The sequence below is a fragment of the Kordiimonas sp. UBA4487 genome, assembly GCF_002389025.1.
Taxonomy (GTDB): Bacteria; Pseudomonadota; Alphaproteobacteria; order Sphingomonadales; family Kordiimonadaceae; genus Kordiimonas; species Kordiimonas lacus.
In genome coordinates, this window is record NZ_DGNR01000011.1 from 326,585 (window position 1) to 348,299 (window position 21,715).

Annotated in this window: 16 protein-coding genes; 5 read left to right on the forward strand and 11 right to left on the reverse strand. The window is 59.7% G+C overall.

The genetic code is table 11. The annotated features are described in order from the left end of the window. Positions 1–6: 6 nt before the first annotated feature. Positions 7–768 (forward strand): transporter substrate-binding domain-containing protein, encoded by a 762-nt coding sequence (locus tag B3Z17_RS07030; protein ID WP_286829146.1) that lies wholly within the window; start codon positions 7–9, stop codon positions 766–768. Here the strand turns inward: B3Z17_RS07030 and B3Z17_RS07035 are convergent. The 5 genes from B3Z17_RS07035 to B3Z17_RS07055 form a co-directional block, all read right to left on the reverse strand. Further along, the gene (locus tag B3Z17_RS07035) at positions 765–1,016 is read right to left on the reverse strand and encodes a DUF3303 domain-containing protein (protein ID WP_286829147.1); all 252 of its coding nucleotides are present in this window, start codon (positions 1,014–1,016) and stop codon (positions 765–767) included. The two genes, B3Z17_RS07030 and B3Z17_RS07035, sit on opposite strands and share 4 nt — an antisense overlap. Next, positions 1,013–1,858, reverse strand: a complete 846-nt coding sequence (locus tag B3Z17_RS07040) for a hypothetical protein (RefSeq protein WP_286829148.1) — start codon at positions 1,856–1,858, stop codon at positions 1,013–1,015. The genes B3Z17_RS07035 and B3Z17_RS07040 overlap by 4 nt, the downstream gene beginning before the upstream one ends. A gap of 31 nt (positions 1,859–1,889) precedes the next feature. Beyond that, the gene (locus tag B3Z17_RS07045) at positions 1,890–2,726 is read right to left on the reverse strand and encodes a DUF4846 domain-containing protein (protein WP_286829149.1); all 837 of its coding nucleotides are present in this window, start codon (positions 2,724–2,726) and stop codon (positions 1,890–1,892) included. After that, positions 2,723–2,857 carry a hypothetical protein gene (locus tag B3Z17_RS07050; RefSeq protein ID WP_286829150.1) on the reverse strand — a complete coding sequence of 45 codons (135 nt, stop codon included), beginning with the start codon at positions 2,855–2,857 and terminating at the stop codon, positions 2,723–2,725. The genes B3Z17_RS07045 and B3Z17_RS07050 overlap by 4 nt, the downstream gene beginning before the upstream one ends. A 159-nt stretch (positions 2,858–3,016) precedes the next feature. Beyond that, complete coding sequence (locus tag B3Z17_RS07055) at positions 3,017–5,797, reverse strand: bifunctional aconitate hydratase 2/2-methylisocitrate dehydratase (RefSeq protein ID WP_286829151.1); 2,781 nt, start codon at positions 5,795–5,797, stop codon at positions 3,017–3,019. Between the two features lie 218 nt (positions 5,798–6,015). Here B3Z17_RS07055 and acnA point away from each other — a divergent pair, with 218 nt between their 5' ends. After that, a complete protein-coding gene (gene acnA / locus B3Z17_RS07060) occupies positions 6,016–8,697 on the forward strand; it encodes an aconitate hydratase AcnA (RefSeq protein ID WP_286829152.1) in 2,682 nt (893 codons plus the stop codon). A gap of 61 nt (positions 8,698–8,758) precedes the next feature. On the opposite strand, the gene B3Z17_RS07065 is transcribed toward acnA, so the two are convergent. Continuing rightward, the gene (locus B3Z17_RS07065; RefSeq protein WP_286829153.1) at positions 8,759–9,280 is read right to left on the reverse strand and encodes a hypothetical protein; all 522 of its coding nucleotides are present in this window, start codon (positions 9,278–9,280) and stop codon (positions 8,759–8,761) included. A 177-nt stretch (positions 9,281–9,457) separates the two neighbouring features. On the opposite strand from B3Z17_RS07065, the gene B3Z17_RS07070 reads away from it, so the two are divergent. The 3 genes from B3Z17_RS07070 to B3Z17_RS07080 all read left to right on the forward strand — a co-directional run bounded on the left by B3Z17_RS07070 (position 9,458) and on the right by B3Z17_RS07080 (position 13,437). Beyond that, positions 9,458–10,231 carry a DUF1223 domain-containing protein gene (locus tag B3Z17_RS07070; protein ID WP_068308555.1) on the forward strand — a complete coding sequence of 258 codons (774 nt, stop codon included), beginning with the start codon at positions 9,458–9,460 and terminating at the stop codon, positions 10,229–10,231. 288 nt (positions 10,232–10,519) lie between these two features. Further along, entirely contained in the window at positions 10,520–12,100 is a 1,581-nt protein-coding gene (locus B3Z17_RS07075) for a DEAD/DEAH box helicase (RefSeq protein WP_286829154.1), read from the forward strand. Positions 12,101–12,162: 62 nt separating this feature from the next. Further along, positions 12,163–13,437 carry a hypothetical protein gene (locus B3Z17_RS07080; RefSeq protein ID WP_286829155.1) on the forward strand — a complete coding sequence of 425 codons (1,275 nt, stop codon included), beginning with the start codon at positions 12,163–12,165 and terminating at the stop codon, positions 13,435–13,437. Positions 13,438–13,443: 6 nt separating this feature from the next. Here the strand turns inward: B3Z17_RS07080 and B3Z17_RS07085 are convergent, their stop codons facing one another. The 5 genes from B3Z17_RS07085 to B3Z17_RS07105 all read right to left on the reverse strand — a co-directional run bounded on the left by B3Z17_RS07085 (position 13,444) and on the right by B3Z17_RS07105 (position 21,601). Further along, positions 13,444–13,746, reverse strand: a complete 303-nt coding sequence (locus B3Z17_RS07085; protein WP_286829156.1) for a hypothetical protein — start codon at positions 13,744–13,746, stop codon at positions 13,444–13,446. Between the two features lies 1 nt (position 13,747). After that, complete coding sequence (gene queG, locus B3Z17_RS07090) at positions 13,748–14,812, reverse strand: tRNA epoxyqueuosine(34) reductase QueG (RefSeq protein ID WP_286829157.1); 1,065 nt, start codon at positions 14,810–14,812, stop codon at positions 13,748–13,750. Continuing rightward, positions 14,813–15,481: a glutathione S-transferase family protein gene (locus B3Z17_RS07095; RefSeq protein ID WP_286829158.1), complete on the reverse strand. Its 669-nt coding sequence runs from the start codon at positions 15,479–15,481 to the stop codon at positions 14,813–14,815. A 165-nt stretch (positions 15,482–15,646) separates the two neighbouring features. Continuing rightward, entirely contained in the window at positions 15,647–20,155 is a 4,509-nt protein-coding gene (gene gltB / locus B3Z17_RS07100) for a glutamate synthase large subunit (RefSeq protein WP_286829159.1), read from the reverse strand. Between the two features lie 18 nt (positions 20,156–20,173). Then, positions 20,174–21,601, reverse strand: coding sequence for an NAD(P)-dependent oxidoreductase (locus B3Z17_RS07105; protein WP_286829160.1), 1,428 nt, complete (start codon positions 21,599–21,601; stop codon positions 20,174–20,176). Positions 21,602–21,715: the final 114 nt, after the last annotated feature.

The following is a 21,715-nucleotide window of genomic DNA, read 5'->3' on the forward strand; positions in this document are numbered from 1 at the left end:
GACCAGATGGGGCGATTTACGATCATTCTCGGTTTCCTTGTCGCGCTGGCCGATACGCTTGGCGCAGCGCACGCTGACACGCCGGTCACTGTCGTGGTTCAGGAAATGCCGGGGCTGATCGAACCGGACAAACAGCTGCCCTATAACCGGCTGCTTGATGCGTTGCTTGAGGATGCGCCCGTGGCAACAAGTATCGAGATTCTGCCCGGCTACAGGGGGCCGCGGCAGTGGTTGCGATTTGAGCATCAATGTGTTTTCGGCGGCGTCAGCGCACCCGGGCACCAGAGGCCCCGCGATACCGCCATATCAAAGACGGACTGGTCAACGCTGCATATCTCCACACCCTTCAACATCCTGAATGTTCATGCCCTTACGCGCGACGGGGATGAGCCCGCCCACAGCCTGGCGGACCTTAAGAGCCAGACAATCGCCGTGGATCAGGTGCTGTTTTTCGACCTGCGCTTCCACTCGGACGTCCTCAAGGCCAGCGATTTCGTCAAGGTGGATACGGCCCAGGAGGCGCTGACGCTCCTTACCCAGGGCCGGGTGGATCATGTGTTCGCTTACGATAACGATGTGGCGCTGATGCAGGAAAAATCAGCTGCACGCTTCGCCTACGACCCAGCACTGACGTTACTCGAGCTCGAAGAAAGCATGATGTGCTGGTCGGGCGGCGATGTGGCAGACCTGATCGATCATATCAATGTAAGGCTGAAAGATATGACGCAGTCCGGCGCCCTCAAGGAGCTGCTTCCCAGCCTGCGCTAGGGCTTGCGCTCTGTGGCCAGCGGAATGATCTCGAAATCCACCAGATCAGCCCACTTGTCGGTCCAGGCCTTGAACAGGTCCGGGTCCTTCGCCTCCATCAGCTGGTAGCAGACTGTTTTGTCTTCCGTGAGCCAGCTGTCGATATACTCCAGCCCCAGCGGCATCATCCGGCCGTGCGTATTGAACCGCTCGTAAACCGGCTCCGCGCCATTCCTGAATTTTTCAATCACCATATAGCGCATCGTCATTCACCTTCCTCGCCACTGGGTACTTCATGCGGAAAGGGCAAACGGTAGGATACGGCCATCTTGCGCCCATCAATCAATACAGCCGTTTTGGGTGGCATTGATTTTACCAATGCCTCAAATGCTTCCGCCTCCGAGGATGGAAGATAGACGCTGAACGAATCCTCCCTACGTTCAAGCGTGGTTGTGTGATCTAGCCCTGGCCATGCTTCTGGCCATTCAATGGACTTTCCAGGGGCATATTCATAAGGCCAGAACATCACTTCCAGATGGCTGGGCGTCCACGGCTCCGCATGTTCCCAATGTCCCGACATAGCAAAGTCCCACAGATCAATAATGTCCGCAGGCAGGTCCGGTTCGTCCTCGATTATCTGTGCAACGCGGGCGCATCGGTCATTGCTGTTATTGTCGCTGCATTCTTCTTCGAACCACTCGCGGTACCTTTCCCGACGTGCATCTAAGCTGGCTTTATCGAAAGCGCCATAGATAGCTGCCGCCTTCCAGTCCTTTTCGTCATGTACAAAGAACTCATAACTGGGCTGATCGGTTGCCGATGCGACCCTCACCATTTTCTCCCGATGCTGCATCGCTTCCATGAGCGCCTTCAGGCTTGCCTCGCTGGACGTGCCCTTGATATTGGCGGTGAAATAACCGTCATCATCCTTCATGAATATGATCGTGCCGTCTGGATAATAGCTGAAAACGGGCGAATCAGACCCGATCACCATCAGCCAGGGGTCGCGCTTGTATATCGAAAGGAGCGGTTCGTCAGATGCCGAGACAGCACCCTGCATAAACAGGCCACTGACAGCAAACGCAACAAAGATTGAGATTATCCTGAACATCATGCCCCCATCGATGATCCCGCAGCCAGCCCTATTCCATGCGGTGCAGCTGGCGCGGCGTAAACCGCCACACAGGGGTGATCAGGTCTTCGCCGTTGGTGAGATCATACCAGTCACCATCCGAGAAGGGCAGCAGATTCCTCAGAACATGGGCATCCTGCGCTGGCGAAAAGCCTTCTATCAGCAGAAGCTTGCGCCTGCCCGCGCCGTCCACTGCCATGTCGGCGATCATCACCGTATGGCCCGGGAAACCCGGCCCGATGAACAGATCGCCAATCTGTGCGTCCTTTAGGTTTACACTTGGGAGGTCCCGCGCCAGCGATGCCGTGCCGGCATAGAGAAAAATGGTATCCAGCCAGCGGCGGAAGGTGTCACGCCCATGGTCGCGCGCGTCCTCCTGCTGCCACAAGACCTTACGGCCCGCCACCACCGGGCGGCGGCCAGACAAATAGTCGACATAGGGAAACGTGTCGCCGGAGGTGAAGTTGAAGGAAAGGGTTTCCGCGCTGCCTTGGGCGTAATGATATTCGGCATAGAGGCGGATCAGCGTGTCGGCACACTGCTGCAGGTCTCTGGGGCCCAGGTCCAGATCAATGATCGCGCCAGCGTAGGCGGGCCAGGCCACTTTGCTGCCATCATAAAGCCGGAGCGGCGTGCCTGTGGGCTTCATGGGCAGGTGCCTGAGGAAGTATGCGAAGCTGCCGGGAGTGGCCGCGACGCGCTCGAACCCCGCAGGGGCCGGGTGTCGGGCTTTGAGGGTTTCAGTTGCCTGCCCGCTATCCCCCAGCCAAGGATAGGGTGCCGCAAACGCCGCTGACACTTGCAGCAGGACCAGTCCCACAAGGGCCAGGAGCCGCAGGGCGGTCACCTGCGTTTCCAACTACCCATCATGAACCCCGACGCCATTTTCGCCTGCGCGCGGGCGTACCAGAGGCCGCCGATCGTCAGCATGATCAACAGGGGGAAAATAATCAGGTCTGTCGCCATCAAGTCTGTCATTGGTCTTTTCCTTTTCCGACACGACCAATGTCACGCTGAAATAAGGCAAACCCATGAAGAAATTGCGGTGTTTTCGGTAACGCAGAAAAAAACCGGCAGCGCACAAAGCACACTGCCGGTCTATCTTTCATTCAGGCATTCAGCCGAGTGGCAGAAGCCTTAAAGCTGATGCGTCACCGGTGGTTTGCCAAGCGGCGGGGCAAACTTGGTGAGGTTGATGCCCTCAACCGCGGCTTCATATTCCTCAAGCTTGGGCGTGCGGCCCAGGATGGTGGACAGCACCACAACCGGCGTTGACGCCAGAAGGCTTTCGCCTTTCTTCTCGTCACTGTCTTCCACTACACGGCCCTGGAACAGACGCGTGGATGTTGCCATCACCGTGTCGCCCTTGGATGCCTTTTCCTGGTTACCCATGCAGAGGTTACAGCCCGGACGCTCCAGATACAGGATGTTTTCATATTCGGTGCGTGCCGCGCTTTTTGGCGCGTCATCATCGAATTCGAACCCTGCGTATTTCTGCAGAACGGCCCAGTCACCTTCTTCCTTCAACTCGTCAACGATATTGTAGGTTGGCGGCGCGATCACCAGTGGCGCCTTGAACTTGACTTCGCCCTGCTTCTCCAGGTTCTTGAGCATCTGGGCGACGATCTTCATATCGCCCTTGTGCACCATGCAGGAGCCAACAAAGCCCAGGTCCACCTGTTTTTCGCCCTTGTAGAAGGATACCGGGCGAATGGTGTCGTGGGTATAGCGGCGGGATACGTCCGCGTTATTCACGTCCGGGTCTGCGATCATCGGTTCAACGATCTGGTCCAGGTCCACCACGAACTCGGCGAAATATTTCGCGTTGTCGTCAGGCCGCAGGGCCGGACGCTCGCCAGACTTGATCTCGGCGATGCGCTTGTTGGCAATGTCAATCAGGCCCTGGAGGGTCTTGGCGTCATTGTCCATGCCCTTGTCGATCATGATCTGGATGCGGTGCTTCGAGATCTCAAGCGACTGGATCAGCGTATCGTCTTCGGAAATACAGATCGAGGCCTTGGCTTTCATCTCCGCCGTCCAGTCGGTGAAGGTGAAGGCCTGGTCCGCCAGAAGCGTACCGATATGCACTTCGATCACACGGCCCTGGAAGACGTTGTCGCCGAACTGTTTCAGCATCTGCGCCTGGGTCGCGTGCACCACATCACGGAAGTCCATATAGTCCCTGAGCGTACCCTTGAAGGTCACCTTCACCGATTCCGGGATCGGCATGGTGGCTTCACCGGTCGCGAGCGCAAGCGCCACTGTGCCACTGTCGGCACCAAAGGCCACGCCCTTGGACATACGGGTGTGGCTGTCGCCGCCAATGATCACGGACCAATCGTCAACTGTGATGTCATTGAGGACCTTGTGGATCACGTCGGTCATGGGGTGATAGACACCCTTCGGGTCCCGCGCGGTGATCAGGCCGAACTTGTTCATGAAGCTCATCAACTTCGGAATGTTCGCCTGGGCTTTCTTGTCCCACACCGACGCTGTGTGACAGCCAGACTGGTAAGCCCCGTCCACAGTTGGGGAGATCACAGTCGCCGCCATGGCTTCGAGTTCCTGCGAGGTCATCAGGCCTGTGGTGTCCTGGGAACCCACGATGTTCACCTTCACGCGCACGTCAGAGCCCGCGTGCAGCACCTTGCCCGGGGTGGAACCAACAGCATTCTTGTTGAAGATTTTCTCAACCGCCGTCAGGCCCTGGCCCGCGTGCGACACTTCTTTCGAAGCCGCATAAACAGCAGGTGTTTCAACGCCCAGCGTGTCAGCCGCAAAGCTTTGAAGCTTCTTGCCAAACACAATTGCGTAGGAACTGCCGGCCTTGATGAACTCAACCTTCGGCGCGGTCAGCGCGGAGGAGATATCAACAAGCTCATCGCCCGCTTCACTGTAGAGCTTCTTGGTTTTGGTGTTGATCGTCAGCACCGTGCCGGTTTCAACAGAATAGACCTGCTCGAGCACCGGATCGCCGTTTGCGTCCAGAACCGGCTTGCCGTCAGCGTCCAGCTTCTTGACCCAGTTCTTCAGGTCGAGGCCGATACCGCCGGTCACGCCGACTGTTGTCAGGAAGATCGGCGAAATGCCGTTGGTGCCGCCAACAATCGGCGCGAAGTTCACGAACGGCACATAGGGGCTCGCCGGCTTGCCGGTCCAGAGCGCCACATTGTTCACGCCGGACATACGGCTTGAGCCCACGCCCATGGTGCCCTTTTCGGCCACCAGCATTACGCGGGCATCCGGGTGCTGTTTCTGCAGCGCCTGGATTTCAGCCTGGGCTTCTTCAGAGATCATGCATTTGCCGTGCAGCTCGCGGTCGGAGCGAGAGTGCGCCTGGTTGCCCGGCGACAGCAGGTCTGTCGACACATCGCCTTCCGCGGCGATGTAGGTCACGACCTTGATCTCTTCATCGATGTCCGGAAGCTTGGTGAAAAACTCTGCCTTGGCGTAGCTTTCCAGGAGGTCCTTGGCGACTGCGTTGCCGGCCTTATAGGCGGCAGCAAGGCGGTCCGTATCCGCTTCATAGAGGAAGACCTGGGATTTCAGGACGTCTGCGGCTTGCTTCGCGGTGGCTGCATCGTCGCCGAGCGCCAGATCAAGCAGGACTTCAACCGATGGGCCACCCTTCATGTGGGACAGAAGCTCAAAAGCAAAGTCCGGCGTGATTTCCGCAACAACGGCCTTGCCGAGGATGATATCCTTCAGGAAGGCGGCTTTTTCGCCCGCGGCGCTCGTGGTGCCCGGCAGTGTGTTATAAATGAAAAAGTCGAGCGACTGTTTCCTGTGCTCGTTGCCTGTATCCGTGATCTGGGCGATCAGCTCTTTGACGAGCGCGCCATCATCGATGGGCTTCGGATTCAAACCCTGGTTTTTGCGAGTTTCGATCTCGTTCAAATATTCGGTGTACAAACCCATGACTATCCTGACAAAAAAGTGTTAGAAGAAGCTTGAAACCCGGGCGGCAGGAGTGGTTGCCGAACGTGGGAAAAGCGGGCCGGCGCGCATACTATTTCAACATGCCCCTGCATGCAAGATGGTTCGGCCCGAAAAACATAAGTTTTCTGCCAATTTTTGCCCTGTTCCAGGCGTATAATCGGCCTATGTTAAACTCTTTAAGCGGAGGTCTTGATCACATGACGACAATCGGAAAAGACACACTCAAAACCCGCCGCACGCTAAAGGTCGGCGATAAAGAGTATGACTATTTCAGCCTGAAGGCTGCAGCGGACCAGATTGGCGACGTCTCGCGCCTGCCCTTCACCCTGAAGGTTCTCCTGGAAAACCTGCTGCGCTTTGAGGACGGCACCAGCGTGACCACGGCCGACATCCAGGCGCTGGCAGACTGGCAGAAGAAGCGCCGCTCGGACCATGAGATCGCCTACCGCCCGGCCCGGGTGCTGATGCAGGATTTCACCGGCGTGCCTGCCGTGGTGGACCTTGCCGCCATGCGCGCAGCCATGGCCGAAATGGGCGGCGACCCGGAAAAGATCAACCCTCTGGCCCAGTGTGACCTTGTGATCGACCACTCCGTGATGGTCGACAAATTCGGCACGCCGCAAAGCTTCAAGCAGAATGTCGACCTGGAGATGGCGCGCAACGCCGAGCGCTACGAGTTCCTAAAGTGGGGCCAGAATTCGCTGGATAACTTCAATGCCGTGCCGCCGGGCACCGGCATCTGCCACCAGGTGAACCTCGAATATATCGCCAAGGCCGTCTGGACCAGTGAGGAAGGCGGCCGCACCATCGCTTATCCGGACACCTGCGTGGGCACCGACAGCCACACGACCATGATCAACGGCCTGGCGGTTCTGGGCTGGGGCGTCGGCGGCATTGAGGCCGAAGCCGCCATGCTGGGCCAGCCCGTCTCCATGCTGATCCCCGAAGTTGTCGGCTTCAAGCTGACCGGAAGATTACTGGAAGGCATCACCGCGACAGACCTGGTGCTCACCGTGGTGCAGATGCTACGCGAAAAAGGCGTTGTGGGTAAATTCGTTGAATTCTACGGCGACGGACTGGATGAGCTGACGCTCGCGGACCAGGCAACCATTGCCAACATGGGACCCGAGTATGGCGCCACCTGTGGCTTCTTCCCGATTTCCCAGCGCACACTGGATTATATGAACTTCACGGGCCGCGACGCGGATACGCTCGCGCTTGTGGAGGCCTATGCCAAGGAACAGGGCCTGTGGCGCGACGCAAAGTCACCCGAACCGGTGTTCACCGACACGCTTGAACTGGATATCTCCACGGTCAAGCCGTCGCTTGCGGGGCCAAAACGCCCGCAGGACCGGGTGGAGCTTGCTGTCGCCGCTGAGGCGTTCGAAGACGTCCTCGAAAGCTTCGGCAAGAAGGGCGACGACACTGACTATAAGGTGGACGGCGAAGACTATACGCTCAACCACGGCGATGTCTGTATCGCGGCCATCACCAGCTGCACCAACACCTCAAACCCCGACGTTCTGGTAGCAGCCGGCCTTGTGGCCAAAAAAGCCAACAAGCTGGGCCTGAAGCGCAAACCGTGGGTGAAAACCTCACTCGCACCCGGCTCCCAAGTGGTGACCGACTATCTGGACAAGGCAGGCCTGACAGAACATCTGAATGCCCTTGGCTTCAACCTTGTGGGATATGGCTGCACCACCTGCATCGGCAACTCCGGCCCGCTGGACCCGCCGATCTCGAAAGCCATCAATGAAAACAACATGGTCTGTACCAGTGTCCTGTCGGGCAACCGGAACTTCGAGGGCCGCGTTAGCCAGGACATCAAGGCCAACTATCTGGCCTCGCCGCCACTCGTTGTGGCCTATGCCCTGGCGGGATCGATGAAAATCAATGTGGCCAAGGACCCAATCGCCCAGACCGCCGACGGCCGGGACGTTTACCTCAAGGATCTCTGGCCATCAAACGCGGAGGTCAAGGCCGAGATTGAAAAGGCCCTGACCCGCGAGATGTTCATCGAACGCTACGCCAATGTTTTCGAAGGCACCCCGGAATGGCAGGCCGTGCCGGTGACCGAAGGCAAGACATACGAGTGGAACGACAAGTCCACCTACATCCAGCATCCGCCCTATTTCCAGGGCATGAGCACGGACGTGGCGCCCACCCGAAATATCATCGGCGCGCGCCCGCTGGCGCTTCTGGGCGACAGCATCACCACCGATCATATCTCGCCCGCCGGCGCCATCAAGTTCGACAGCCCGGCCGGCCAGTATCTGCAGTCCAAAGGCGTGGCGAAAGCTGATTTCAACTCATACGGCTCCCGCCGCGGCAACCATGAAGTAATGATGCGCGGCACCTTCGCCAACATCCGCCTGAAGAACCTGATGGCACCGGGCACCGAAGGCGGCTGGACCACGCACCAGCCGTCAGGCGATGTGATGAGCATCTTTGATGCCGCCATGAAGTATCAGGAAACCGGCACGCCGCTGGTGGTGGTCGGCGGCAAGGAATACGGCACCGGCTCCAGCCGGGATTGGGCCGCCAAGGGCACCATCCTGTTGGGCGTCAAAGCGGTTCTGGTGGAAAGCTTTGAGCGCATCCACCGCTCGAACCTGGTGGGCATGGGTGTGCTGCCGCTGCAGTTCAAGGAAGGCGACAGCCGCGAAAGCCTGGGCCTCAAGGGCACGGAAGTGTTCGATATCACTGGTATCGAAGGCACCATCAAGCCGCGCCAGGACGTGGCGGTGACGGTCCATTATGAGGATGGCACCAGCAAGTCAATCACCGTCATGAGCCGCATCGATACCGATGACGAGGTCAGCTACTACCAGCACGGCGGCATCCTGCACTATGTGCTCAGGCGCCTCGCGGCAGAATAGCCTTGGTCGAAGAAGTGAGAATCTGAAAGGGCGCCCCCCCGAGGTCGCCCTTTTTTGTCACTTACGCCCGAATGCCGCGCGCGAAAGAAAGAATGTAGCGAAGCTCGCCGTGCCTGTCGGTTGCCGGGATATCCAGCACCTCCAGATTGACATGCTCGCGGCCGTCATAGCCAAGCCGTCCATTGAAGTATCCCATGGCCGGGGTGTTCAGCAGCCGACCAAAGAAACTGATAAGCGCGCCGACCCGCTCAGTACGGGCGTCCCTCAACCGGCTTCCCTGGGTGATCGTCCCACCAAACAATTGCGCGAAATTGCTGCCCATGATGCGAAAGCTGCCGTCTGAAAGATCGCTGTTCATTTCCGTCAAAGCAAAATGGGAATGCCACCCCCGCAAATCCTGAAACCGGTAATCCAGCCGCTGCGGCAGGGTTTTACCATCCCATTTTTCGTCAAACAGGGCGATGATGTCGTTGAACCGATCCAGCGCCGGCAACCCTTCGTTCAGGTCAAAGACATGGGACGTACCAAACTGCCTCGGCTCTGTTTCAGCTTGAGATAACTTCAATCGCGGGCGCGGTTGCATGCATCCAGTCCCCAGAAAAGTCTATTTAGGCACGTTTCTTCATGTATTGCGCACCGGCTCAGGCCCAGCATTACAGGGGGCAATAAAATAATTCAATCCCAAGTCCAATTGCGCTATAGGGACAGGCTCACACACAGGTGATTGGTAAGTGAGACGGGCCGCCGTTAAGTTGGAAGCATGAAAAACTGGTTCAAAATTCTGTTCTCTAGTGCCCTTTTGCTTGGCCTGCAGGCTGCGTCCGTTCAGGCGGATGATGCGAAAGCCCCCCGTCTGACCGTGATCGAGCTGTTCACCAGCCAGGGCTGTTCAAGCTGCCCGCCTGCTGACGCGGCGCTCAAAAGCCTGCGCGGGCGCCCCGGTATCCTGACACTGTCCTGGCCTGTTGACTATTGGGACCGGCTGGGCTGGGAAGACACGTTCGCCCACCCGCACAATGCCGTGCGGCAGGCTGCCTACAACAAGCGCCTCGGGCGCGGCGGCGTCTTCACCCCGCAGATGATCCTTGATGGCCGCATCCAGTGCGTGGGCTCCAAGCCTGAAAAAGTGCGCATGTCCATTGAAAAAGCGCGCGCTGTTGAACGTCCCGTGATCAACCCGACCCTCGCGGAAGCGCCGGACGGCAAGCTGCAGCTGACCCTGCCTGCCGCAGACGTGGGTGACATGGTGTCCGTGCGCGTGGTCTGGTTCCTGTCTGATGCCACGGTCCAGATCGGTGACGGTGAAAACCAGGGCCGGTCGCTGCATTATACCAATGTTGTCCGCGCCTCCGACATCCTGATGGACTGGAAAGGCGATGCCGCCATGCTGACGCTTGACCCGGCTGACGGCCTGGGTGCAGGGGCCGACCATGTGGCCATCCTGCTGCAGGATGACTATGGCCACGGCCCGATCGTCGGGGCGGTATCCGCGCCGCTCAAGCAGGCCTCAACAACGGTCGCAAGCGCCCGCTGATCCACGGCCACCAAGCCTTCGAGTAAAAAGCATTTCTTGACTCTGGGCGCAAAACCCGTCATAGACCGCGCCAACCTGCGCGCCATTTGTGGCCGCAGCGCGCGCATGTTGCGCGAGAATGCCCGGCTGTTATGGGCAAGTGATTGAACGAAGTTTCCGTGCGACAGTCGCACATGCCCAGTCAGCGATAAGACCAGTTGGTCTCCTGCCCCGGTTGAGGAAAAGGCGTTCATTCGGAATGAATGCGGCAGTCCTCATGGCCTGCCTTAACCGTGTTAGGAAAATTGAATGACTGACTTCGCCACGCTCGGCCTGAGCGCGCCAGTACTGGACGCGCTCGTTCAGGAAGACTTTACCACTGCAACTGAAATCCAGGCTCAAACCATCCCGCTCCTCTTGAGCGGTCGCGATGTAGTTGGCCTCGCGCAGACAGGTAGCGGCAAGACCGGCGCCTTTGTGCTGCCGATGATCGAACGCCTGATGCAGAATAGCGAGCACCCGAAACCCGGCATGCCTCGTGCGCTGATCCTGGCGCCGACCCGTGAGCTGGCGATCCAGATCACGGATGCGATCAAGACCTTCTCGCGCCACACCAAGCTCAGGAACTGCACCATCTTTGGCGGCGCCCCATATCGCACGCAAATCCATATCCTGCGCCGCGGCGTGGATATCCTGGTCGCGACCCCGGGCCGCCTGCTGGATCACATGAAACAAGGCAACATCTATCTGGATGAAGTTGAATATTTCGTTCTGGATGAAGCCGACCGCATGCTGGACATGGGCTTTGTTGACGATGTCAGCAAAATCTCCGCCAACATCCGGTGCGAGCACCAGAGCGTGATGTTCTCCGCGACCCTGAATGAGAAAATCAAGGATCTGTCGGCCACGCTGCTGAAGAACCCTGCGCGTGTCGAGATCACGCCGCAGGCAACCGTTGCCGACAACCTGACCCACAAGGTGATGTTCGTGGCCCGCCACGACAAACACGACCTGCTGCTGCACATGATTGAAGAAAAGCGCGTCTATAAAGCGCTGGTCTTTGTGCGCACCAAACGTGAGGCCGACGAACTGGCCGCCGTTATGGAAGCGCACGGGCTGAAGGTGGACTCGATCCACGGCGACAAGCAGCAGCGCCAGCGTGAGCGTATCATCCGCTCGTTCCGCAACGACAATATCGACTTCCTGGTGGCGACCGACGTGGCAGCGCGCGGTATCGACGTCAAGGACATCGGCCATGTGTTCAACATCGATGTGCCGGTTGAAGCCGAAAGCTATGTCCACCGGATTGGCCGCACGGCCCGCGGCGGTAAAAGCGGCGAAGCCTTTACCTTCTGCTCCAAGAACGAGTTCCGCCTGCTGCAGGCTGTAGAGCGCGTCATCAAGATGCGGATCGAGATCGACCACGATCATCCGTTCCCGCAGCAGGCCAAGCCAAGCAAAGGCAAGGCGAAGGTGCAGAAGCGCCCGTTCGGCGATCGCCCAGAAGGCACCACCAAGAAGCGCAAGGACCGCAAGGACCGGACGCCAATTGGCAAACAGACCAAACACCGCAAGGGTCAAAGCTCTGCCGCCAAGGCGGCTGGCAAGCCGCTCAAGAGCCGCCCTGCCCAGGACACCCGTGACACACGGGATACCCGCGCAGAAGGCAGGCCCGCATCCGGCAAGCCAGCCTCTAGTAAGCCGTCCAAGGGCAAGCCAGCATTTGGCAAGCCGGCGAAAGGCAAATCCGCTCAAGGCAAATCCGCTCTGGGCAAACTCAAAGGCAAGCCCGCCAAAAGCAGCTCAAGCAGGGGCAGCAAGCCCTTTGCCAAGACGGCCCGCCCGAAAAAGGCCGGCGGCGGCTTCGACACCCTGAAGCGCAGGGCCTGATACAGGGCCTGATCCAAAGACAGTCTTGGCGGACTGAAAGAATTATGCCTAGGATGTGTTCCATGAAACATATCCTGGGCATTTTCATTTTTGCAGTCGTGCTGGCGAGCGCCGCCACCGCGACCAACCTTTTCCTTGAAACCGACGCGGCCTATGAGGCCAGCCAGGAGGCCCGCAACAAAGGCGTCGCAGCCTTCCGCGAGGGCGACCTTGAAACCGCCCTCACCCATATGGAAGAAGCCTTCAGGCACCGGCCCAACCACCCGCTCCTATTGGGCTATATCGCCTATCTGGCAGCGGAAACGGGCAACAGGGAAAACGCCATGGAGGCAGCGAAACGTTATGCCGCCATGGGCATTGCGCCGGGCGCGGATATCCGGCTCGCACTCAAAAACGCGCTGGGCGACGAAGCGGCAGCACTTGAAAAACAATTCGAGGCCAACCTCGCCGCGCAAGGGTCGGCAACGACCAAATTCATGCTGCCGACAGAATTTCGCCTTGTGGAAGGCATTGCGCGTGACGGCCAGGGGCGCTTCTATTTCGGCACGGTAGTGTCGGGCGAGATCGTCCGCATGGACGCCACGGGGCCGGTCCAAATCGTTGACGCCAAGCAGCATGAGTTTGGCAGCTTCTTCGGCATGACCTTCCTTGACGGCAGCCTCTATGCCACCTTTGCCCATATGGAGCAGACGTTCGGCTATACCGAAGGCGAAGGCCAGACAGGTATCGCCCGCATCAACCCGGACACCGGCGACATCGAAGACGTCTGGACCTTGCCTGGTGGTACGGAAAACCAGCAGCTCGCGGATATCACGGTCACCCAGGACGGCACGATCTTTGCCTCAGACGCCAAAGGCGGGCAAGTTTTCCAGGTCACCGGCGACACCCTGTTTCCGCTGTTTGCCCATGACGGCTTCATGAGCCCGCAAGGGCTGGCTGAAACGTCCGATGGCCATTTGATTCTGGCGGACTATGGCCGGGGCCTGTGGCACCTGGACAGGAAAAGCGGCCAGATCACGCTCCTCGGCGCACCAGCGGATGTGAGCCTGCACGGCATCGACGGATTGGCGCGCCACGGCAACAGCCTGATCGCGATCCAGAATGGCGTGACGCCCCACCGTATCCTTGCCGTGACCCTGTCGGCAGACGGCAAGTTGGTAACCGATGTTACGGTCAAGGCAAAAGCCCTGCCCACCTTCGATGAACCCACGCTGGGCGTCAGCGCCCCGGACGGCTTTTATTTTGTTGCTGGCAGCCAGTGGCCGAAATATGATCCCGGCGGTTTCGTGCGCGAAGGCGCGGAAGTTGCGCCTACTACGATCATGAAGCTGGATTAAGCTGACTTAATCGGTGCTGTCGCTGACGATGTCATAGACATCCGGGAAAAGCGTACGCTCAAAAATGCCCACCTTGGCCTTGTAGCCCGGCTTGAAAAAGAAGGGTGCGAGCGTCTCGATGGTGCGTTCCTGCCCGTCTGCGAAGCGAACAGTGATCAGCCGCCGGCCCTTGCCGCCCCGCACATCCTCAAGCTTCACCACCTCCGCGACCATGGTGATGGACGGCTTCGCCGGTACTTGAGCAAATGTCCAGAGCCCGCCCAAAATAGCTGCTACCAGGATCAGGCTGGCTACCAAAAGCTTCTTCATATCATTCCCCCTCATTTTGCAACGTGTCCCATGCCCATTCGGCAGCATCGCGCACAACATGGCTTTGGTCGTCCTTGAGCGCCGCTATTTTCGTGAGGTAGCCCGCATCGCCCGAGTTGCCGATGGCATACAGCACGTTCCTGACAAACCGGTCGCGGCCAATGCGTTTGATTGGGCTGCCGGAGAAGACCTCGCGGAAAGTGGCGTCATCCAGCGCGACCAGATCCTCAAGTGCCGGGGCGCCCAGCTCGACCCGGGCGTGGAACGCCGCTTCCGCCGACGTCTGCGCGAACTTGTTCCAGGGGCAGGCGGCGAGGCAGTCATCGCAGCCATAGATGCGGTTGCCAAGCGCACGGCGAAACTCGGCGGGGATCGGGTCCTTGTGCTCGATCGTCAGGTAGCTGATGCAGCGCCGGGCGTCGATCTCATAGGGCGCCGGGAAAGCATCGGTCGGGCAGGCATCCAGGCAGGCGCGGCAGCTACCGCACTGGTCTCGGTGTGGGCCATCGAGCGGCAGTTCCATGGTGGTATAGATGGCACCCAGGAACAGCCAGCTGCCGAACTCGGGGCTGACCATATTGGTGTGCTTGCCCTGCCAGCCAAGGCCGGCGGCGGCGCTCAGGGGTTTTTCCGGCACGGGTGCGGTGTCCACGAACACCTTCAGCTCGCACCCCCAGGTTTCCACCATCGAACGCGCCAGCGCCTTCAGGCGTTTCTTGATGATGTCGTGATAATCCTTGCCGCGCGCATAGACAGAGATATTGCCGAAGCCTTTCTGCTCCAGCAGCAATCGCGGGTCATCCTTGGGGCCATAATTGACGCCCAGCATGATGGCGCTTTTGGCCTCCGGCCACAGGTTGGTGGGGCTTTCGCGGTGGTGCAGGCGCTCCTTCATCCAGGCCATGCTGCCGTGCCGGTCCAGCGCAACGAAATTCCTGAGCCCCTCGACAACCTTGTCGCTGGTTTCCGCTCGGGTGATGCCGAAGGCGTCGAACCCCAACTCACGGGCTTTGGCTTCAAGCGCGGCGCGGATATCGCCGGGCCCGGATGTCGGACCCCCTGGCATCTAGAAATCCAGTTCGGAATAGTGGGCCGGCGGCTTGAGGCCGGTGATGCGGTCCTCCAGGAGCGCGCGCACGGACCGGCGGGACTTGACCCGCACATACCATTCCTTCACCTGCGGCCAGTCTTCCCAGTTGATATCGCCGAAATAATCGACCACCGAGATATGTGCCGCAGCGGCGGCATCGGCCATGGTGAACTGCGGGCCCGCCAGATAATGACGGCGCTCCGACAGGTAGGAAATATACTTCAGATGCACCTTCAGGTTATGGGAGGCGCAGCGGATGGCTTCCGAATCCGGCTCCCCCATGCGCAGGAACCGTTTGAACAGCTTTTCCGATACCGTGTGGCGCGTGACTTCCGTGCCCAGTTTATTGTGGAACCAGCCGGTCAGGCGGCGGACCTCGTACCGGTCCTCCGCGTCCCCGATCAGCATCGGCGGTTCGGGGATCACCTCTTCAAGATATTCGGCAATGGCCATGGTGCCCGAATAGGCGTGGCCGTCATCCATCACAAGCACAGGGACTTCGCCCGCCGGGTTAAGGGCGAGGAAAGCCGGACGGCGCTCCCACTCCTTCTCAAGGCGCAGCTCAAAAGCTACGCGCTTCTCAACCAGAAGCGCGCGCACAAAGCGCGCAGAAGGACTAAGCCAGTGATGATAAAGTATTGGCATAACAGCCCCTTATTAGCCGATGGTGGGCGCGCCGCCAATCCGGAAAACGCGAGCGACCGTGAAAAACCCCGGGGGAGCGGTTGCTCCCCCGGGGTTAAGATGGTTGAAAATTGAGGCTGTTGTTTGACAGGCGCTCTTGTCTGGTCGCCTGATCAAGCCGTCTGATCAAGCCGTCAGGGCTTCCTCAGCTGGCGCGTCGCTCACCGGATGCTCAATGCGGTCCACCATTTCCTTGGGCACAACCTGCCAGAAAGAACCGCGCTTGGCTTCCCAGTTAGAGAGCACCGTCGCGCCCCAGCGGGAATGGGTTTCCGCCACATGCTCCTCAATGAGGGCCTTGAGGACGGCTTCCCAGTGCGCTGAGGAGAGGCGGTTATAAAGCACCGTTTCCTCGTTCACATGCTCCTCGAACTTGCCTTCTTCGTCGAGAACGAAGGCCATGCCGCCGGTCATGCCGGCGCCGAAGTTGTCACCAACGCCGCCCAGGATCACCGCCGTACCGCCGGTCATATATTCGCAGCCGTTGGCACCGCAGCCTTCAACCACGACAGTCGCGCCCGAGTTCCTGACCGCGAAACGCTCACCCGCCTGCCCCGCCGCGAACAGCTTGCCCGCGGTGGCGCCATACAGCACCGTGTTGCCGATGATGGTATTGTCGTTCGAATTGAACGACGCCCGGTTCGACGGCCGCACCACAATGGTACCGCCAGACAATCCCTTACCGACATAATCGTTGGCGTCACCCGCCACTTCAAGCTTCAGGCCCTGCACCGCAAAGGCGCCGAGCGACTGGCCGGCAGAGCCGCGCAGGCGCACGGTCACATGGTCGGGCTTGAGGCCGGTCATGCCGAAGGTGCGCGTGATCTCGGATGAGAAGCGCGTGCCGATACCCCGGAGCGTGTTCTGCACGGAATAGGTCAGCTGCATCTTTTCGCCTTTGCTGAACACAGCCTTGGCGTCTTCGAGCATCTGGGCATCCAGCGTGTCCGGCACTTCGTTGCGGCCCTCGAGCGTGCACACAGCACGCCTGTTGCGGCCACCCACCTGCACCAGAAGCGGGTTGAGGTCCAGGTCGTCCAGATGGTCGGCACCGCGGCTGACCTGATGCAACAGGTCCGTGCGGCCGATGATGTCATCCAACCTCTCCACACCCAGTTCGGCCAGGATTTCACGGACTTCTTCGGCGATGAAGCTGAAGAGGTTCACCACCTTGTCAGCCGTGCCGTCGAACTTCTTCCGAAGGTCTTCGTCCTGGGTACAGATGCCCACCGGACAGGTGTTCGAGTGGCACTGGCGCACCATGATGCAGCCCATGGCCACGAGGCTTGCCGTGCCCACGCCGTATTCCTCGGCCCCGAGCAATGCGGCGATCACGACATCGCGGCCCGTGCGGATACCGCCGTCGGTGCGGAGCTGCACCCGGTGGCGGAGACCATTGAGCGTCAGCACCTGGTTCACTTCAGCGAGACCGATTTCCCAAGGCGTACCGGCGTATTTGATGCTGGTTTGCGGGCTTGCACCCGTGCCGCCCGAATGGCCGGACACCAGGATCACGTCAGCGTGCGCCTTGGCAACACCAGCGGCAATCGTGCCGATACCAGCCGAGGACACCAGCTTGACGCAGACGCGGGCGCGTGGGTTGATCTGCTTCAGGTCGTAGATCAGCTGTGCCAGATCCTCGATTGAATAGATATCATGGTGCGGCGGCGGGGAAATCAGCGTCACACCCGGCGTGGAGTGCCGAAGTTTCGCAATCATTTCCGTCACCTTAAAGCCCGGCAACTGGCCGCCTTCACCCGGCTTGGCGCCCTGGGCCACCTTGATTTCAAGTTCCTCGCACGCGTTCAGATATTCCGCCGTCACCCCGAAGCGGCCGGAAGCCACCTGTTTGATCGGGCTGTTGGCGTTATCACCGTTCTCGTAGGGCTTGTAGCGCTTGCTGTCTTCGCCGCCCTCACCCGACACCGATTTGGCGCCGATGCGGTTCATGGCGATGGCCAGCGTTTCGTGTGCTTCTTTCGACAAGGCCCCCAGGCTCATGCCCGGCGTGATGAAACGCTTCCTGATCTGGGTGATCGACTCGACTTCATCCAGCGGCAGCGGCTCATCGGCGCGGCGGAAATCCATCAGGTCACGCAGGTTCACCGGCGGCAGGTTATGAAGGCCGCGCGAATAGGTCAGATATTTGGCATAATTGTCCTGGCTGACCGCAGTTTGCAGCAGGTGGATCAACTGGCCGTCATGGGCATGCACTTCGCCGCCGCGGCGGTAGCGGTAGATGCCGCCGATAGGCAGGCTTGCGCCTTCCTCGTCAAACGCCTTGGCGTGCTGCTCCAGCACCTTGTGCTGGATACCCGCGAGACCGATACCGGAGATTTTCGTCGGCATGCCGGGGAAAAACTCCGCCACCAGCGACCGCGACAGGCCAAGCGCTTCAAAGTTGTTCCCGCCCCGATAGCTTGAAATCACAGAGATGCCCATCTTGGACATGATCTTCAACAATCCCTGGTCGATGGCTTCGGACGCACGCCAGATGGCTTCATTGAGGTCCATGTCGCCAAACAGGCCCTTGGCGTGCCGGTCCGCGATTGCGTCTTGCGCCAGGTAAGCGTTCACAGTGGTCGCGCCCGCGCCAATCAGCACGGCAAAATAGTGTGGGTCCAAGCATTCGGCAGAGCGAACGTTCAGGCTGGTGAAGGTACGCAGGCCTTCGTTGATAAGGTGCGTATGCAGGCCGCCCGCCGCCAGGATCATTGGCACTGGCGCGCGGTCGACGCTGATATTCTCGTCTGTCAGGAACAGGTGGCCGCGGCCTTCGCGCACGGCGTCTTCGGCTTCACGCCGGATACGGTCCAGCGCTTCCCTGAGCGCGCCGTCGCCGCCTTTGGCGTCAAAGGTACAGTCAATCACCTGGGCTTCGTCACCGAAGTGGCTGATCAGCGTATTCCATTCCCGGTTCGAGATTACCGGGCTGTCGAGCACGATGGCGCCCGCTTGGGTGTGACCGGCGTCCAGCACGTTGTTGAAGTTGCCGAAGCGTGTCTTCAGTGTCATCACCCGGTGTTCGCGCAAGCTGTCGATCGGCGGGTTGGTGACCTGGCTGAAATTCTGCCGGAAATAGTGGCTGAGGTTACGGTATTTCGAGGACAGCACCGCAAGCGGCGTGTCGTCGCCCATGGAGCCAATGGCTTCCTTGGCCGTCATCACCTGCGGCTGCAGGATCAGTTCCATATCCTCATGGCTGAGGCCGGATACGATCTGGCGGCGGCGCAGGTCATCCCCCGTGAACTCGGGCTCTTCCGGGCCACGGAAACCAGGCAGCTCATCAATCTTCTGGATATCTTCTACCCAGTCTTCGAACGGCTGGCTGGCGGCCAGCTTGTCCTTGATTTCACGGTCGTGATAGAAGCGGCCTTCCTTGAGGTCGAGCGCGATCATCTGGCCCGGGCCAAGGCGGCCTTTCTCCAACACGTCTTCCTCGTCCACAACCACCATGCCGGTCTCGGACCCCACGATCAGATAGCCGTCGTTGGTGACGGTAAAGCGCATGGGCCTGAGGCCGTTCCGGTCCAGCCCCGCGATAACCCAGCGGCCATCGGTGGCTGCAAGAGCAGCCGGCCCGTCCCACGGTTCCATCACAGAGTTGGTATAGGCATACATGGCACGGTGCGCGTCCGGCATGGATTGCTTGTTGGTCCAGGCTTCGGGCACCAGAAGGGTTTTCACCATCGGGGCATCGCGGCCCGCACGCACCATCACTTCAAACACAGCGTCGAGCGCGGCACTGTCGGACGCGCCTTTGGGCACAACCGGCTTGATGTCTTCGGAATGTTCACCGAAGGCGATGGAGGCCATACGGATCTGGTGGCTGCGCATCCAGTTCACGTTGCCGCGGATGGTGTTGATCTCACCGTTGTGCGCCAGCATGCGGAACGGCTGTGCCAGCCACCACTGCGGGAATGTGTTGGTGGAATAACGCTGGTGATAGAGCGCGAAGGACGACACGAATTTCTCGTCCAAGAGGTCCGGATAGAAAGTGGACAGCTGCTCGGCCAGGAACAGGCCCTTATAGATCACCGACCGGCACGACAGCGAACAGATATAGAAGTCAGCAACCTGCGACTTGATCACGGCGGCTTCGATCCGGCGGCGGCAGATATAGAGCTCGCGCTCGAAATCCTCTTCGCTGGCGCCCTTGGTGTTCTCGATCATGATCTGCTCGATCTCGGGGCGCGTGGCCTCGGCCTTTTCGCCGATCACATCGATATCAACCGGCACCTGGCGCCAGCCATAGATGGTGTAGCCCAGGGCCAGGATCTCTTTTTCCACGATTGTGCGGCAGGTTTCCTGGGCCGGCAGGTCAACGCGCGGCAGGAAGACCATGCCCACGGCCAGCTTGCCTTCAGAGGGCGTGTGGCCGGTGGCGCGCACATGTTCCTTGAAGAATTCCTGCGGGATTTCCACATGGATACCCGCGCCGTCGCCGGTTTTGCCGTCAGCGTCCACCGCGCCCCGGTGCCAGATGGCCTTCAGGGCTTCGATGCCGCGCAGCACCACTTCGCGCTTCGGCTTGCCGTCCAGCGCCGCGATCAGGCCCACACCGCAGGAGGAATGCTCATCGACCGGGTCATAAAGACCGATAGGGCCAGGGACGTGCTCGTTAAACTGTTGCATTGATAATACTCCCTCGACCTACGCTACTTGGCGCACTTTTTCTTTAATATACTGTTTGATGCTCTCGGCGGCGTCGCGGCCGTCGCGGATCGCCCACACAACAAGCGATGCCCCGCGCACGATGTCGCCAGCGGCGAAAACGCCGTCCAGGTTGGTCATCATGCTTTGGTGATCCACCGTCACCGTGCCCCAGCGGGTTACGCGCAGCTCGGGCGCACCGAACATGGCGGGCAGGTCTTCGGGCTCAAACCCGAGCGCCAGGATGCCCAGATCACAGTCCAGCGTGTAGCTTGAATTGGGCACAGGCTCAGGCGCCTGACGGCCCGTGGCATCGGGGGCGCCCAGGCGCATCTCGTAAACGCGCACGCCTTCGACAACCTCGTCGCCAGTAAAGGCTTCAGGGCCCGCGAGCCAGACAAATTCAACGCCTTCTTCCTCGGCGTTCTGTACTTCACGGACGGAGCCGGGCATGTTTTCCCGGTCGCGCCTGTACACACATTTCACCGATTTGGCGCCCTGACGCACGGCGGTGCGCACACAGTCCATCGCGGTGTCGCCACCACCGATCACAACCACATTCTTGCCCTTGGCATCCAGGGTGCCGTCGTTGAATTCCGGCACATCGTCGCCCATGCCCACCTTGTTGGAGGCGGTCAGATAATCCAGCGCTTCGCGGATGTTGCCAAGGCCGACGCCCGGCACCTTGAGGCCGCGCGCGCGGTATACACCGGTCGCGATCAAAAGCGCGTCATGCTTTTCACGGAGCTCATTCAGGCCCGCTTCATCGCCGACCTCGAAGTCCAGATGAAAGGTGATGCCGCTTTGCTCCAGCCGACCCGTGCGGCGCTCCACCACATCCTTTTCAAGCTTGAAGCCCGGGATGCCGTAAATCAGCAGGCCGCCGGCGCGGTCGTGGCGGTCATAGATATGTACCTGGAAACCGGCTTTCCTGAGTTCTTCGGCGGCCGCGAGGCCCGCCGGGCCCGCACCAATGATGCCAACGCTTTCCTTCAGTTCCACACGCGGGGTGATGGGCTTGATCCAGCCCTGGTCCCAGGCGTTGTCGGTGATGAATTTCTCGACACTGCCGATGGTGACGCTCTCGAAATCCTTCTCGATCACGCAGTTGCCTTCGCACAGGCGGTCCTGCGGGCAGATGCGGCCACAGATTTCCGGCATGTTGTTGGTGGATGCCGCCATTTCATAGGCGTCCTCCAGGCGGCCTTCAGCCGTCAGGCGCAGCCAGTCCGGGATATTGTTCCCCAGCGGGCAGTGAATATGACAGAAAGGCACACCGCATTGGCTGCAGCGGCTGGCCTGCTCCTTGGCGCCTTCAATATTGTAGCGCGCGTAAACCTCATCAAAATCGCCAACGCGGTCTTCAGCTTTGCGCTTTTCCGGCATTTTCTGGTCGATCGAAATGAATTTCAAAAGATCGTCGGCCATGGATCACCCTTCTTCTGGTCACGGTTTATTTCGAATCTTCAGACACTTGGGGACAAAGAAAGGCTTCGGCGGTCCTTCAATCAGGGTCGTCGGCAGAGCCTTCGGGTTGTCACG